Origin of the sequence: Limnohabitans sp. 2KL-17 (assembly GCF_003063415.1) — a bacterium.
Classification (GTDB): Bacteria; Pseudomonadota; Gammaproteobacteria; order Burkholderiales; family Burkholderiaceae_C; genus Limnohabitans_A.
In genome coordinates this window covers 101,475-116,649 of sequence record NZ_NESK01000001.1, presented here as the reverse complement: position 1 = coordinate 116,649, position 15,175 = coordinate 101,475, and the positions used below count along the sequence as shown (strand labels likewise).

General features: G+C 58.3%; 12 protein-coding genes. 1 reads left to right on the top strand and 11 read right to left on the bottom strand.

The window, feature by feature from the left end; all coding sequences use genetic code 11:
* Positions 1-77: 77 nt before the first annotated feature.
* From B9Z45_RS00530 to B9Z45_RS00495, 8 genes are all read right to left on the bottom strand, one after another.
* On the bottom strand, positions 78-296 hold the full coding sequence (locus B9Z45_RS00530) for a DUF465 domain-containing protein (RefSeq protein ID WP_108405279.1): 219 nt from the start codon (positions 294-296) through the stop codon (positions 78-80).
* Positions 293-631, bottom strand: a complete 339-nt coding sequence (locus B9Z45_RS00525; RefSeq protein WP_108405278.1) for a hypothetical protein — start codon at positions 629-631, stop codon at positions 293-295. Before B9Z45_RS00525 ends, B9Z45_RS00530 begins: the two co-directional genes overlap by 4 nt.
* On the bottom strand, positions 628-1,725 hold the full coding sequence (zapE, locus tag B9Z45_RS00520; protein WP_108405277.1) for a cell division protein ZapE: 1,098 nt from the start codon (positions 1,723-1,725) through the stop codon (positions 628-630). The genes B9Z45_RS00525 and zapE overlap by 4 nt, the downstream gene beginning before the upstream one ends.
* 112 nt (positions 1,726-1,837) lie before the next feature.
* Entirely contained in the window at positions 1,838-3,265 is a 1,428-nt protein-coding gene (lpdA, locus tag B9Z45_RS00515; protein WP_108405369.1) for a dihydrolipoyl dehydrogenase, read from the bottom strand.
* A 59-nt stretch (positions 3,266-3,324) separates the two neighbouring features.
* Positions 3,325-4,572, bottom strand: a complete 1,248-nt coding sequence (gene odhB / locus B9Z45_RS00510; RefSeq protein WP_108405276.1) for a 2-oxoglutarate dehydrogenase complex dihydrolipoyllysine-residue succinyltransferase — start codon at positions 4,570-4,572, stop codon at positions 3,325-3,327.
* 47 nt (positions 4,573-4,619) lie between these two features.
* Positions 4,620-7,487: a 2-oxoglutarate dehydrogenase E1 component gene (locus B9Z45_RS00505; RefSeq protein WP_108405275.1), complete on the bottom strand. Its 2,868-nt coding sequence runs from the start codon at positions 7,485-7,487 to the stop codon at positions 4,620-4,622.
* A gap of 208 nt (positions 7,488-7,695) precedes the next feature.
* Positions 7,696-9,618 (bottom strand): propionate--CoA ligase, encoded by a 1,923-nt coding sequence (locus tag B9Z45_RS00500; protein WP_255561972.1) that lies wholly within the window; start codon positions 9,616-9,618, stop codon positions 7,696-7,698.
* A 140-nt stretch (positions 9,619-9,758) separates the two neighbouring features.
* The gene (locus tag B9Z45_RS00495) at positions 9,759-10,364 is read right to left on the bottom strand and encodes an isochorismatase family protein (protein WP_108405273.1); all 606 of its coding nucleotides are present in this window, start codon (positions 10,362-10,364) and stop codon (positions 9,759-9,761) included.
* A gap of 136 nt (positions 10,365-10,500) precedes the next feature.
* Between B9Z45_RS00495 and B9Z45_RS00490 the strand changes: the two genes are divergently transcribed.
* Entirely contained in the window at positions 10,501-11,208 is a 708-nt protein-coding gene (locus B9Z45_RS00490; protein ID WP_108405272.1) for a VOC family protein, read from the top strand.
* 36 nt (positions 11,209-11,244) lie between these two features.
* Here the strand turns inward: B9Z45_RS00490 and B9Z45_RS00485 are convergent, their stop codons facing one another.
* From B9Z45_RS00485 to B9Z45_RS00475, 3 genes are all read right to left on the bottom strand, one after another.
* Positions 11,245-11,739, bottom strand: coding sequence for a hypothetical protein (locus B9Z45_RS00485; RefSeq protein WP_108405271.1), 495 nt, complete (start codon positions 11,737-11,739; stop codon positions 11,245-11,247).
* Positions 11,740-11,786: 47 nt separating this feature from the next.
* Positions 11,787-13,901 (bottom strand): ATP-dependent DNA helicase RecQ, encoded by a 2,115-nt coding sequence (locus B9Z45_RS00480; RefSeq protein ID WP_233252024.1) that lies wholly within the window; start codon positions 13,899-13,901, stop codon positions 11,787-11,789.
* 88 nt (positions 13,902-13,989) lie between these two features.
* The gene (locus tag B9Z45_RS00475) at positions 13,990-15,150 is read right to left on the bottom strand and encodes a nitroreductase family protein (protein ID WP_108405270.1); all 1,161 of its coding nucleotides are present in this window, start codon (positions 15,148-15,150) and stop codon (positions 13,990-13,992) included.
* Positions 15,151-15,175 lie beyond the last annotated feature (25 nt).

Sequence of the window (15,175 nt, the reverse complement as noted above, 5' to 3'; positions counted from 1 at the left end):
GGGTTGAAACCCCGGAACCGCATGGGCCAAGGCCCCGTGGTTTGACAAGGTCTCTGCAACCCTTTGGAGCAGCAAACTCAAGCAGGCTCCTTAGGGTCGAGCATCCATTGCAATTGGTTAATTTGATCGCGCAAAGCCAAACGGCGTTTTTTCAGACGCCGCAAAAGCAACTCATCCAGCGGTTGCGGCGCCAGCACGGCCTGGTCGATCAGGGCATCCAGGTCGGCATGCGCCATCTGCCATTCAATCAACTGGCGACGCGGAGAACGAAGATCCTCGGAAGTGATGTCCGTCATGGTGTGCTTCGATTTTCTGGCTGCTTGCCTTCTAGTCTCAAATTGCGCTGCTCGGTTCGCCAATGACGCTCTTGTTCGTTCAAAATCAGGTCTTGCGGTCGCAACAACTCCAGCGCAATCCGGCGCTTGCTGCGGGCTTCACTGAGGCAGGCATTGACTGCGAATTTTTGCCAACAGGCTTTAGCTTCTTGTTGGTAAACCGCCATGACCGATTCACGCTGCACGGTGATCTCTTGACGCTCAGCGCGGATGAACTCGGGCTCCCCCAGCAAGGACTGTGCACCAAGCCAGGATGTGGTCAATGCGGCAAGGCCAGCCAATGCAAGTCGCTTCATGTGAGGTTTGTGTCCACCATGCGGTGTTCCAGAGCCAGGAATTCGCTGGACTGCATTTCGTGCAAGCGTGAGACTGTTCGCGGAAACTCGTGCGACATGGGCCCCGCGGTGTACAGGCCTTCAGGCGGTACCGCCGCTGACATGATCAATTTGACACGGCGGTCGTACAAGACATCAATCAGCCAGGTGAAACGTCGGGCCTCAGAAGCCATGCTCACCGGCATGTGGGGCACATTGCTCAGCAAGACGGTGTGGAACTGGGCCGCAATTTCCAGGTAATCATTTTGTGAACGCGGGCCACCGCAAATGGCCCGAAAATCAAACCAAACCACATCTCCAGAACGGCGCCTTGCCATGATTTCACGCGCCTCGATGTGCAAAACCGTGTCTTCATCCGGCCCCGTGGCAAGGCGGTTGAACGCATCGCTCATCGCTGCATCGGCTTGCTCACCCAGCGGGGTGTTGTAAAGATTGAGCATTTCCAGCGTGCGGCGGCGGTAGTCTGTGCCGTTGTCGACGTTGAGCACCTGCATGCGCTCGTTGAGCAAGGAAATGGCAGGCAGAATTCGGTCGCGGTGCAAACCGTCAGGGTAAAGGCCGTCAGGTGCAAAGTTGGAGGTGGTGACAAATCCCACACCGTTATCAAAAAGCGATACCAGCAAACGGTGCAGGATCATGGCATCGGTGATGTCCGCCACATGAAATTCGTCAAAGCAAATGAGCCGATATCGCTTGGCCATGCGCCGACCCAGTTCGTCCAGCGGGTTCACGGTTCCCTGCATGGCGGCCAATTCGCGGTGCACTTCGCGCATGAACTCATGAAAATGCAAACGGGTCTTGCGCTCAATCGGCACCGCCGCAAAAAAGCAATCCATCAGGAAACTCTTGCCGCGCCCGACCCCGCCAAACATGTAAACCCCTTTGGGTATTGGCGGGCGGCTGAGGAATTTCTTCAGGACATTCGAGCGTTTGGATTTGTACGCCGCCCATTCGCTGGCGCAACGCTCCAATGCCTCGATGGCCCGCAACTGGGCAGGGTCGCTTTGGTAACCGCGCTTTTGGAGCTCTTCTTCGTAAACTGCACGAACAGACATGGGTTGATTGCTCTTCAATTCAAAACAAAACCCGGGACCAGGCCCGGGTTTTCAGGGATGCAGAACTTTAACCCAACTCACCAGAAACGTCAGTTCCGGGCAAGCCATGGGCTTAGAAGTTGAGTGTGCGCTTATCGACCGCCAAAGCCGCTTCTTTGGTCGACTCGCTCAAGGATGGGTGTGCGTGGCAGATGCGGGCAATGTCTTCTGCGCTGGCGCGGAATTCCATGGCCACCACGGCTTCGGCAATCAACTCAGACGCCATCGGGCCCACAATGTGCACCCCCAAAATCTCGTCGGTTGTGGCGTCGGCCAGCATTTTCACCATGCCAGTCGTATCGCCCAAAGCGCGTGCACGGCCATTGGCCAAGAACGGGAACGAACCCGCCTTGTACGCGACACCGTCGGCCTTGAGTTGCTGCTCTGTGCGGCCCACCCAAGCGATCTCAGGGCTGGTGTAAATAACCCAAGGGATGGTGTTGAAGTTGACGTGTCCATGCTGGCCAGCGATGCGCTCGGCCACGGCAACGCCCTCTTCTTCAGCTTTGTGCGCCAGCATCGGGCCACGCACCACGTCACCGACTGCCCAAACGCCAGGCAAATTGGTTTTGCAGTCAGCATCGACCACGATGGCACCGCGCTCATCAAGCTGCAGGCCAACGGCTTCGGTATTCAGCCCGATGGTGTTGGGCACGCGGCCAATCGAGATGATCAATTTGTCTGCGTTGAGCACCACCGACTCGCCCTTGGCGTTGGTGTAGTTGACGGTCACGCCCTTCTTGCCGTTGACGATCTCGCCCACTTTCACGCCAAGTTCGATCTTTAGGCCTTGCTTGTCGAATGCTTTTTTGGCTTCTTTGGCAATTTGCTCATCGACAGCACCCAGGAAGGTCGGCAGACCCTCGAGGATGGTGACGTCCGAGCCCAAACGACGCCAGACTGACCCCATTTCGAGGCCGATCACGCCGGAGCCGATCAATGCCAGCTTCTGGGGTACGCCGCCCAAGCGCAATGCGCCATCGTTGCTCAACACGTTCACCTCGTCGAACGGGGTACCAGGCAAAGCCCGTGCGTTGGAGCCGGTAGCGATGATGACCTGTTTGCCGGTGATGGACTCTTCGGTCTTGCCAGCAACTTTGATCTCGTAGCCGCCATCGGCTTTGCCGGCAAAGCTGCCACGGCCGTGAAAGAACGTGACCTTGTTTTTCTTCAGCAGATACAAAATGCCATCGTTGTTTTGCTTTACAACGTTGTCCTTGCGGGCCAACATCTGGGCCACATCCATCTTCACATCTTTGGCGCTGATGCCGTGCTCTGCAAAGTGGTGGTTGGCGTGGTCAAAGTGCTCGCTGGATTGCAGCAAAGCCTTGGAAGGAATGCAACCCACGTTGGTACAAGTGCCGCCGGGAGCAGGGCCGCCCGCAGCGTTTTTCCATTCGTCGATACAGGCAACCTGAAAACCGAGTTGTGCAGCACGAATGGCCGCAATATAGCCACCTGGGCCACCACCAATGACGACGACGTCAAATTGTTTGCTCATGCTAAATGCCTTCTGGATGAAAAACGCCCCCTTGGCAGGGGGCATTCAATAGGGGGAAATCAGATGTCGAACAGCAAGCGGGCTGGATCTTCCAGCGCTTCCTTCATGGCCACCAAACCCAGCACGGCTTCGCGGCCGTCGATGATGCGGTGGTCGTACGACATGGCGAAATAGTTCATGGGGCGAACCACGACCTGGCCGTTTTCCACCATGGCGCGGTCCTTGGTCGCGTGCACGCCCAAAATGGCCGACTGGGGCGGGTTGATGATGGGGGTGGACATCATGGAGCCGAACGTGCCGCCATTGGAGATGGAGAATGTGCCGCCGGTCATTTCTTCCATACCCAGCTTGCCGTCACGGGCCTTCACGCCATACTCGGCGATCTTTTTCTCGATGTCAGCAAAACTCATCTGGTCGGCATTGCGCAAGATGGGCACCACCAAACCACGAGGCGAGCCCACAGCGATACCGATGTCAAAGTAACCGTGGTACACGATGTCATTGCCATCCACAGATGCGTTCAGCACAGGGAACTTCTTCAAGGCGTGCACAGCAGCTTTGACGAAGAAGCTCATGAAGCCGAGCTTGCAACCGTGTTCTTTTTCGAAACGATCTTGCATGCGTTTGCGCATGTCCATGACCGGGGCCATGTTGATTTCGTTGAAGGTGGTGAGGATGGCATTGGTCGACTGTGACTGCAACAGACGCTCTGCCACACGGGCCCGCAAACGCGTCATGGGCACGCGCTGCTCAGGGCGGTCGCCCATGTTGACAGTAGGAGCCGCCACTTGAACCAAAGCCTTGGTCGGCACGCCTGTGGGGATCACAGCAGCGGTTGACTTGACGCCACCGGCCACGGCTGACAGCACATCGCCCTTGGTCACACGGCCGTCTTTGCCAGAACCAGCAACCGTGCCAGTAGCCAGGTTGTTGTCTGCCATCAATTTGGCAGCAGCAGGCATGGCCACACCAGCCATGCTTGCGCTGGTCGCAGTGGCTGCAGCGACTGGCGCTGTCGCAACAGCCGCCACAGCGCTAGGTGCTGCGGCTGCAGTTCCAGCCTTGCCTTCGGTGTCAATGCGGGCAATCAGTTGCTCGGCATTCACGGTGCCGCCATCAGCGACAAGGATTTCGGCGATCACGCCAGCAGCCGGAGCAGGCACTTCCAGCACGACTTTGTCGGTCTCGATTTCAATGAGGATTTCGTCCGCGGCGACCAAATCACCGACTTTCTTTTTCCACTGCAGCATGGTGGCTTCTGCCACAGACTCTGACAATTGGGGGACTTTGACTTCTACGATAGCCATTTTTAGATTCTCTTAATAAAGGTTGAAGGCAAGCTTGTTCTGGTCGATCACTTGGTCAGCACAAAGCCCTTGAGCTTGGCAAACGCGGCTTCGATCAGTGCTTTTTGCTGGTCTTGGTGCAGGTGTGAGTAACCCACTGCAGGCGATGCGGAGGCCGCACGACCGGCATAACCCAGCTTTTGACCTTCGAGCATGTTTTCGTGGATGTTGTGCTGAATAAAGAACCAGGCGCCCTGGTTTTGAGGCTCGTCCTGGCACCAGACGGTGTCGGTGGCGTTCGGGTATTTCTTGATTTCGGCAGCGAAGGCCTTGTGCGGGAACGGATAGAGCTGCTCCACACGGATGATGGCCACATCGTCAGCACCCTTGGCTTCGCGGAACTTCACCAGGTCGTAATAAACCTTGCCCGAACAAGCAATGACACGCTTGACCTTCTCTGCCTTGAGCACCTTGTTCTCGGGGATCACTGTCTGGAAGCTGCCCTTGGTGAACTCGGATATCGGCGATGTGGCATCTTTGTTACGCAACAAGGACTTGGGCGTGAAAATGACCAAGGGCTTGCGCAGATCACGCACCATCTGGCGACGCAACACATGGAAAATCTGGCTGGCCGTGGTTGGCTGAACCAGCTGCATGTTGGTGTCGGCTGCCAGCTGCATGAAACGCTCGACACGGGCCGAACTGTGCTCTGGGCCCTGTCCTTCGTAGCCGTGAGGCAACATCAGTGTCAGGCCGTTGACACGCCCCCACTTGACTTCACCCGATGCAATGAACTGATCGATCACGACCTGCGCACCGTTGGCAAAGTCACCAAACTGGGCTTCCCAAACCACCAGGGTGTTGGGGTCGTTAGAGGCATAGCCGTATTCAAAACCCAGCACGGCCTCTTCAGACAGGATCGAGTCAATGACCACGAAAGGTGCCTGCTTGTCTGACACGTTCTGCAAAGCCACATAAGTTCCGGTGTCCCACTTTTCCCGCTTCTGGTCGTGAATCACTGCATGCCGGTGTGTGAACGTGCCGCGGCCGGAATCTTCGCCCGACAGACGAACGGGGTAACCGCTGGCCACCAGCGAGGCGAACGCCATGTGTTCGCCCATGCCCCAATCCACAGGCGTGTCACCTCGGCCCATGGATGCTCGGTCGTCGTAGACCTTCTTGACCAATTGGTGTGGGGTGACAGACTCGGGAATGGTCGTGATTTTCTGGGCCAGTCGCTTCCAGTCGGCCAGCGGAATGGATGTATCGCCAGCGTCGGTCCACTTCTTGCCCATGAACGGGGCCCAGTCCACCGTGAACTTGGTCTTGAAGTTGGTCAACACAGGTTCGGTGGTGTTCTTGCCCGCATCCAGCGCAGCACGATAGGCCTTGGCCATGTCGTCGCCCAATGTGTCGCCCATACCTTGTGCGGTCAGCTTGTCGGCAAACAGCTTGCGGGTGCCCGGATGGGTGGCAATCTTTTTGTACATCAGGGGCTGCGTCAGCGCAGGCGTGTCCTGCTCGTTGTGGCCGAGTTTGCGGAAGCAAACCACGTCGAGCACCACATCCTTTTGGAAAGTCATGCGGTATTCAAGGGCCAACTGAGTGGCCAGCACAACGGTCTCAGGATCGTCTGCATTGACGTGCAACACAGGGGCTTCGACCATCTTGACGATGTCGGTGCAAAACACGCTGGAACGCATGTCGCGAGGGTCAGAGGTGGTGAAGCCGATCTGGTTGTTGATGATGATGTGGACAGTGCCGCCGGTGGAGTAACCACGGGTCTGGGCCAGGGCCAGGGTTTCCTGGTTGACACCCTGACCGCCAAAAGCCGAGTCACCATGCACCAAAACGGGCAGAACTTGCTTGCCCAGAGGGTCATCACGGCGGTCCATGCGGGCACGCACCGAGCCTTCGACCACGGGGTTCACGATTTCCAGGTGAGATGGGTTAAACGCCAGCGACAAGTGAACCGGCCCACCGGTGGTGTTCACGTCCGAGCTGAAGCCCTGGTGGTATTTCACGTCACCGGCAGGCAGCTCTTCTGGGGCAGTGTGGTCGAACTCGGCAAACAGGTCTGCGGGCAGCTTGCCCATGGTATTGACCAAGACGTTCAAGCGACCACGGTGGGCCATACCTATCACGACTTCCTGGACGCCCTGGGCACCTGCGGACTGAACCAACTCGTCCATGGCCGCAATGAAGCTTTCGCCGCCCTCGAGTGAAAACCGCTTTTGGCCCACGTATTTGGTGTGCAAATAACGCTCAAGGCCTTCGGCAGCAGTCAGGCGGTCAAGGATTTGCTTTTTCTTTTCAGCGCCGAAATTCGGCTTGCTGCGGATACTTTCGAGTTTTTGTTGCCACCAGCGCTTTTCTGCCTGCTCGGTGGTGTACATGTACTCGGCGCCCAGCGTGCCGCAATAGGTCTCGCGCAGCGCATTGAGCAGCTCGCGCAAGGACATGTTGTTCTTGCCGAAGAAAGTGTTGCTGGTATCGAACACGGTTTCCTGGTCGGCATCGGTGAAGCCAAAGAAAGCGGGATCAAGGTCAGGAATATTGGGGCGCTCGGTTCGCTTGAGCGGGTCCAGGTCGGCCCAGCGTTGGCCCACGTTGCGGTACGCGGCGATCAGCTGCTGAACGGCAGTGCGCTTGCGGCCCATCTCGACGTTTTCGCTGGCCATGACGACCTTGGTGCCACCGGCTTTGGCGCGTTCGGCAAAGGCGTTGATCACCGGCAGGTGGGGCACATCTTTGGCGTTGGAGCCATCGACTGCGGGAACATGTTGGAGGGCGTCGAAATATTCGCGCCAGGAGTCGGGTACGCTGCCTGGATTGGCAAGGTAGTTCTCGTACATCTCTTCGACGTAAGGAACGTTACCTCCGAAAAGGTGGGTGTTGCCTGAATAGGCAGCGTAGACGGAATTAGTCTCGCTCATATTTCGCTGACCTCCGTTCCCCTCAGGGAAACATTAGTTGGTTGAGATTTACCTTCCGCGACACGGCTAAACCGATTGGCGGATGCGACTGTGGCAGGGGAAGGGCCTGAGTTCAGAGAGCATTGTGCCATGGCCTGCCCCACATGTTACTTACAGGGTGACAAGAGCATGGACAAAAAAAGACCCCGCAAAGCAGGGTCTGCGCTTGTCACGCCTTGATCAGATCAACGATCTGCTGCAGGGCAGCGGGATCGTCCATGGTGGTCAAGTCGCCTGGGTCGCGGCCTTCCGCCACAGCCTGTATGGCGCGGCGCAGCAACTTGCCACTGCGTGTCTTGGGCAATGCCGAGACAAAAAGCACCCGGGATGGACGGGCCACAGCGCCGAGTTGCGAATCCACAACCTTCATGACTTCGCTTTCCAGCTTTTGGCGCGCAGCGGCATCGGTGAGTCCCGAGGTGTCTTTGGCAATGGCAAAAGCCATGGCCACCTGCCCTTTGAGCTGATCGGCCACACCCACCACAGCGACTTCGGCGATGTTGGGGTGGCTGGAGATGCTTTCTTCGATCTCGCGGGTGCCCAGGCGGTGACCGGCGACGTTGATCACGTCGTCGGTGCGGCCCAAAATGAAGAAGTAACCATCTTCGTCGCGCACCGCCCAGTCAAAGGTGCTGTAGACCAGCTTGTTTGGGACGGTTTTCCAGTAGGTCTTGACGAAACGGTCGTCATCGCCCCAGATGGTTTGCAGGTTACCCGGAGGCAGCGGGCCTTCAATGGTCAACACGCCCTTCTGGTTGGCGCCGGTCAGCTCCTCGCCAGTCTGATCATCGACCAGTTTGACGTTGTAGCCATAAATGGCTTTGCCGGGTGAGCCGAACTTGCTGGGGGCTTTTTCCACGCCATTGCAGATGCTCAGAATCGGCCAGCCTGTCTCGGTCTGCCAGTAGTTGTCGATGATCGGTTTGCCGTTGAGGCCTTCAGAAATCCACTTGGCGGTGGGCTCGTCCAGGGGTTCACCGGCCAAAAACAGCGCCTGCAAGCTGGACAAGTCATACTTGGAAAGCAAGGCAGGATCTTGCTTTTTAAGCACCCGAATGGCCGTGGGGGCGCTGAACATCACGTTGACTTTGTACTTCTCGACCAGGCTCCACCAGATGCCGCCATCGGGCCGAATCGGCAAACCTTCGTAAAGAATGGTCGCCATGCCGCCGATCAGCGGGCCGTAAATGATGTAACTGTGGCCGACCACCCAGCCGATGTCGCTGGTGCAAAAAAAAGTGCCGCCAGGTTTGCCCTCAAAGACATTGGGCATGCTGGCAGCCAAGGCCACGGTGTAGCCACCGGTGTCGCGTTGAACGCCCTTGGGTTTGCCGGTCGTGCCGGAGGTGTACAAGGTGTAGCTGGGATGTGTGGCATCCACCCACTCGCAAGGCACCACGGCATCCATGTGCTTGGCACGTTCGGTGGCGTAATCCACATCGCGACCCGCCACGGGCGTGTAGGCGGCCAGCTTTCGGTCCACCATGATCACATGGGCAGGCTTGTGGGCAGACAGTTGGATGGCCTCGTCCAGCAGGGGCTTGTAGGGCACGCCTTTGCCACCACGGGAGCCGGCGTCGGCGCTGACGATGACCTTTGGCGAAGCGTCTTCGATGCGGGTGGCCAGCGAATGCGAGGCGAAACCACCAAACACCACCGAATGGATGGCCCCCAAGCGGACGCAAGCCAACATGGCAAAAGCGGCTTCGGCAATCATGGGCATGTAAATCAACACGCGGTCGCCTTTGACCACGCCCAGATCTTTCAAGATGGCGGCCATGCGCTGCACTTCGGCGTGCAATTCGTGGTAGGTGTAGGTTTTTTCCTGGTCGGTCTCGGTCGAGACAAAAATCAAGGCGGGCTGGTCTGCCCTCGCGGCCAAGTGGCGGTCTACTGCGTTGTGGCACAGGTTGGTCTGGCCGCCCACAAACCACTTGGCAAAAGGCGGGTTGCTGTAATCGCAAATTTGCTGTGGCGGGACTTTCCAGTCCACCAGCTTGGCCTGCTCGGCCCAAAAGGCATTGCGGTCGTTGATTGAACGTGCGTGAAAGTCAGCAAAGCTGCCCATGAAAGTCTCCTGATTACCAGCCAAATGAGTTTTATGAGGGCACACAAACCAAGCAAGCGCCCCACTTCTGAATTCATAATTATGGGCAGAGGACTTGCTACAAGCTGACTTTGTCGCGCACTGGACAGTTTCCCAAGATGGAAACGCTCAAAGCGCCTAAAAAATCATTTGAACAGGCTTTGCAACAATTTGAAGTCAGGATGCTCAGCGCTGCGGATCCACTCGAAAGCCACCATTTCAGCCGTCACCAGTTCGGCCCCTGCGCCGGCCAAACGGTCATAAGCAGCATCCCGGTTACGCTCGGTGCGCGAGCTGCAAGCATCGGTCACGACCCACACCTCAAATTCGTCTTCGAGCAAATCAAGTGCTGTTTGCATCAGGCAAATGTGGGCCTCACACCCCGCCAACACGATGGTCTTGCGCTCTTGGGCACCCGGCTGGGGCTTTTGCAGGTGGCGAGGCAAGCTGCGGGCATTGCCGCGTGGGGCTTGTTCAGGCTCGGGTTGCAACCATTCACCCAAACCCTCTTCCACCGCGCTGAACTGCATCTTGGCCAGAACCTTGCGGCAATGGCTGCGGATTTCAGCTGGCATCTCACCCAGGCGAGAAGGGTTTTGCTCGGTGCCCCAGGTCGGCACATCCAACGCCTGTGCCAAGGTGGCCAGTTTGGCCGCATTGGCCCAAACGGCATCGGCGTCCAGCATCACGGGTTTCAAGCGGGCCTGGAAATCGACCAAAACCAGTTGGCTTTCATCTGCATCAATCAACATAAGCGTTCCATTTGTAATGACCGCCATTGTGGCAGGAGCGCACACAGGGCTGACCAGCGGACCAACGCACGAACAGGCGGCACGTTTGTCTTGAAGGCCATCCGTTATGCTTGAACAAAACCCAACTTCAAAGAACATGAAAACTCAAATTGATCACCTCGTGGTGATGGCCTCATCGCTCGAAGCAGGTGTGCAGTGGTGCGAAGAAACCTTGGGCATCACGCCAGCCCCTGGCGGCGAACATGAAAAATACGGGACCCACAACCGGCTGTTCAAAATCGCATCCCCCAAATTCCCAATGGCTTATTTTGAAATCATCGCGATCAATCCCCAAGCGGTGATCCCGAAACGATCGCAAGTACCGCGTTGGTTTGACATGGACGATGTGAGCTTGCAAAAAGCCGTGGCACAAGGCCCACGGTTGATTCACTTTGTGGCCAGCACCGACGATGTGAAGGCGGCCCGGCATGTTTTACGCACCCAGGGCATCGAACGCGGCCAAGTGGTGCATGCCAGTCGCAAGTCCGGCAAGGGCACGCTGAACTGGCAAATCACGGTGCGCGAAGACGGTGCACGCCTCTTCGATGGCACCCTGCCCACCCTGATCCAATGGGGCAAGCCAGATGCCACAGACCCTTTACGCCTTCATCCGCGCAACAGTTTGCCGCGCTCTGGCGTGACGCTGCAAAGCCTGGCCGTCAGCCACCCGAGCAGTGACAAACTCCAAGCCGCTTATGAATCCATTGGCTTGGACGGCATCCGCATAGACACAGGCCCGGCGAACCTGGTGGCAACGCTCCAAACCCCCAAGGGCTTGGTTCAGTTGCAAAGCCTGGCCGTTTGATTCAGCCAGGCCCTTTGTAGCCTGAACCGGAGAGAATCAGCGCCGTCCACTGCCAGGCTTCGCAAAACCGGCATCCACCCAGGCTTGGGCAGTCTGCCGGTTGAGCTTGAAGCCAGCCTCAAGCTTGACTTCGGCCAGGGTGTCGCCGCCCTCATCTTGCGCAGTCAGCACCGCAAAAGGGTTGTCATCGTCAGGCACGATGTCCAAAAGCACCGTGATTCGGCCAGCCAGGCCATTGACGATCACCGACTGGTGCAACGAAGCATGCAGTTGCTGTTCATGGCGGCGCACAAACTCGCTAGCGGTTTTCACCAAGGTGATGAATGCGTTGCCATCGAGCGGTTTGGGGTTCTTTTTATCGCGACCCATGGTCCACGGGCCAATCAATGCCGCCTCGGTTTCACCCTCCTTGAACATCGCCACAGCCCAGCCATCGTCGTCGTCATTTTTGATGACCTTGGCGGTCCAGTCGTCACCTTGCCACAGGCGGGGCTCTTGAATCAGGGGCGTGTCTTGTGTGTCTTCGGTCATGGGCAAGCTGCGTGCAAGTGGCTTGCACAAATGTATAAAAAAGGGTCTCAGGGCTGCAGATGCAAAGCCAGCAAAAGCACTTGGCTGGCCCCATTTTCACGCAGAAGCGCTGCTGCCACGGTGGCTGCCCAGCGGGTTCTGACTTCGGTCGCCACCAGCAAGACCGGCCCATCCGGCAAGGATGCACCGGGCAACAGCCGAATGACCGACTCAAGATGCGCCACCACAGGGGTCGATGCCGCGTCATCGGGCGCAGCATGGCCTGTCCAGCTCAACACCTTGTGCAGCGGCAGGCGTCCTTTTTGGGAGATGTGCAAAGCCATCTGCTGGTTTGCAAACATGCGGGGGGCTGGCAAAGGCACCACACACACCGGGCGATGGCCCCATACCTTGGACCATCGCCCCAAAGTCGCCAAGGCACCTGCCAGCAACGCTTCGGGCAAGCATGGCTCGGACACATCCCCGCCAGGAGAAACAAGGGCGCCTGACACGAGCAAAGCCTGCAACTCGTTCACCCAGGCAGGGTCATCGGCAAAGGCCACTGCGCGCCCGGCCTCAAAGCCCAGAATATTGCCCTTGCGGCTGACGCCTGCAGGCCAGCGTTTGCGTGGCTCAATGGGCACATCCATACCACGCAAAAAATCGCGGGCGGCAATCATTTTGTCTTGGGATGGCGTGAGTCCCGGATAAGGCAGATGCCCGGTGCAGACCGAGCAGCGCCCACAAGGCGTTGGCGACGAGTCGTCCAGTGCGGTTTGCAAATACGCCATCAAACAACCCTGGCCGTTGGCGTACTGGCGCATGATGTTCGCCTCTTGTTGACGCACCCGGGCCAAAGCCGCCCATTTGGCGGTGTCGTGCACATAAGTCTGGCCAGTGGCCTTCCAAGCCGAACCGTCTTTGATGACCACGCCCTCCACTGCCAATATTTTCAGCAAAGCCTCAAGCCGGCCTCGGCGCACACCGGTCTGGGCTTCGATCTCCAGCAGCCCCCGCCCTGCCGCAGCCAGACAGGCCAGCACCTTGTCGGCCGTTTGCGGGTCTGGAATTGAAGCCGTGGCAAAGTAATCCCAAATGCGTTCGTCTGCATCTGATGGCAGCAACACGCCCTCGGCATGGACCACAGCGCGCCCTGCCCGGCCCACTTGCTGGTAGTAAGCCACCGGGGTGGATGGCGAACCCACGTGCACACAAAACCCCAGATCGGGTTTGTCATAGCCCATGCCCAGTGCCGATGTAGCCACCACCGCCTTGACCTGGTTGTGGCGCAAACGGTCTTCCACCTGCAGCCGCGTATCGGCGTCGATCTGACCGGTGTAGGCATCGACCGCATGGCCACAACTGCGCAAAAAGGCTGTCAGGCGATCGGCCTCGGCCACGGTCAGCACATACACAATGCCCGAACCCGGCAACTGCTTCAGCGCATCGGCCATCCAGGCATAACGCGCAAGTGGTGACAAACCCGGCACCACCGACAAGGTGAGCGAGGTACGGGCCAGCGTGCCCCGAAACGTGACCGTGCCCGCGCCCAACTGCTGACCGATGTCATGCGTCACCCGTTCGTTGGCAGTCGCCGTTGTGGCCAGTACGCTGGCTGTGGGCGTAGACAGCAGGGCCCGCGCCAGCCGCTGGTAGTCGGGGCGAAAATCAAAACCCCAGTCGCTGATGCAATGGGCCTCGTCGATCACGATCAGGCCCACACGGGACAGCAATTGAACCAGCCGTGCCGCAAAACGCGGATTGCCCAGCCGCTCGGGCGAGACCAGCAGCACATCCACAGCGTCATCGTCCAGTCGTTGGAACACATCGTCCCAATCGTCGATGTTGGTCGAATTGACCGTGGCCGCCTTCAGCCCAGCGCGCTCGGCTGCCGCCACCTGATCGCGCATCAGTGCCAGCAGCGGCGACACCACCAGCGTGGGGCCAGAACCCGTACTGCGCATCGCGTGAGTCGCCGCCCAATACACCGCCGATTTGCCCCAGCCCGTGGCCTGCACCACAAGCACACGAGAAGCCGGTTGCAACACGGCATGCACGGCGTACAGTTGGTCAGCCCTTGGCTTGGCATCTGGCCCCGCCAGGCGCGCCAGCACGGTGTGCATGTGCTGTGCGGCAAAGTCGCGTTGCCGGCGATCCGGCTGTGGGTCGGTGGTTGTGTTCATGTTCTCCCTGACGCCTTGGAAGGCGTTTGTAATGAGCGGCTATTTTGAGGCCAAAGCTTGTTGCCACACCCAGGCTGGAACACGCATTTCAGGTTCGAGGCAAATGTGCATCCAAGCCCCTGCGCGGCGATGGCGATAACGATGGTCCATAACCCAGCCGCGTCCACATCTGAACCGTGTGACCAGGCTCGGTGGCCCCAAGCAACTGGTGGATGGCCTGGTAATGCGGTGCCTGCTCTGTGTATTCTTGCAATGCCTGCGACAAAGGGTGCATGGACAAACCATGGGCCGTGGCAGCCAACTGCGCCCGCACATAGGCACGCCCGGCCAGCAGCTGGGTTGTGCGGTCGTTGCGCTTCGTGTTCAGCCAAAAATATGCGGGAGTGGTGGCGATCTTGGCATTGAATTGGGCCACCTGGTCTTTGATTTCCGAGCTGTCTGCGGCCGAGGCCTGGGTGCGATCAAACAAACCCAATGCGGCAATGGCGCGCAACATGGGCGAATTCAACGAGACCCCATCGCGGTGCTGCACAATTTCTTTCGGACCGATGCGCAATACTTTGTACGACTCCAGCAAGGTTCGGGGGGTGACGAGCTCAGTGCGCCAAGCGTCCATGGCGATCTGGGCATGGCGTTTCATGGCCACATCGTCAGCAAGGGTCACCCAGCCCGATGTCACTGGCAAACCCGCTACGCTTTCGGTCAAGGCCTGCAAAGCGGCCGCATCCGGTGCCCGAGTTTCGTAAGCAGCCCGGTTGGTGTGGCGCCGAAAAATCTGGGCAAATAAAGGATCCGGTTTGACCTGAGCATCCAGCACCAAACGGACGCTTGCAGTCGGGCGTGCGTCGGGAGTTTTGTCATCGAACTCGCCTTCAGGGAATATTTTGACCTCGGTTCGGTAACCGCGCTGACGGGCAGCAAGGTCAAGCAATTCGATGAAGGTTCCTTGGCTGATCACCAACTGGCGCGACAAAGGATCGGTCTCGGGCAGCAGGCGCTTCATGTCCATGCGCAGCACGATGGTGTCGGGCGTCGCCAGATCAACCAACCAAGACTGCAGGTTGTGAGCATGCGGCGCCAACAGCGCATGCGAGATCACCCAGCGACGGATGTCCAAAGTGTCTGCAGGCGGCAGCCAAGCCGCGATGGCCTCTGGCGGCATATCGGCACTGCAACCTGTGAATGTGCTTGCAGTGGCAGCAGCGATAAAGCCGCCACCCGCAATTCGCAAAATTTGTCGTCTGTTCATTCAATTACTCCTGAGTTTGATTTGA

Excerpts from the sequence above, each read along its gene's own strand:
- B9Z45_RS00530 (WP_108405279.1), bottom strand. The coding sequence starts at position 296 with ATGACGGACATCACTTCCGAGGATCTTCGTTCTCCGCGTCGCCAGTTG.
- B9Z45_RS00525 (WP_108405278.1), bottom strand. The coding sequence starts at position 631 with ATGAAGCGACTTGCATTGGCTGGCCTTGCCGCATTGACCACATCCTGG.
- zapE (WP_108405277.1), bottom strand. The coding sequence starts at position 1,725 with ATGTCTGTTCGTGCAGTTTACGAAGAAGAGCTCCAAAAGCGCGGTTAC.
- lpdA (WP_108405369.1), bottom strand. The coding sequence starts at position 3,265 with ATGAGCAAACAATTTGACGTCGTCGTCATTGGTGGTGGCCCAGGTGGC.
- odhB (WP_108405276.1), bottom strand. The coding sequence starts at position 4,572 with ATGGCTATCGTAGAAGTCAAAGTCCCCCAATTGTCAGAGTCTGTGGCA.
- B9Z45_RS00505 (WP_108405275.1), bottom strand. The coding sequence starts at position 7,487 with ATGAGCGAGACTAATTCCGTCTACGCTGCCTATTCAGGCAACACCCAC.
- B9Z45_RS00495 (WP_108405273.1), bottom strand. The coding sequence starts at position 10,364 with ATGTTGATTGATGCAGATGAAAGCCAACTGGTTTTGGTCGATTTCCAG.
- B9Z45_RS00490 (WP_108405272.1), top strand. The coding sequence starts at position 10,501 with ATGAAAACTCAAATTGATCACCTCGTGGTGATGGCCTCATCGCTCGAA.
- B9Z45_RS00485 (WP_108405271.1), bottom strand. The coding sequence starts at position 11,739 with ATGACCGAAGACACACAAGACACGCCCCTGATTCAAGAGCCCCGCCTG.
- B9Z45_RS00480 (WP_233252024.1), bottom strand. The coding sequence starts at position 13,901 with ATGAACACAACCACCGACCCACAGCCGGATCGCCGGCAACGCGACTTT.
- B9Z45_RS00475 (WP_108405270.1), bottom strand. The coding sequence starts at position 15,150 with ATGAACAGACGACAAATTTTGCGAATTGCGGGTGGCGGCTTTATCGCT.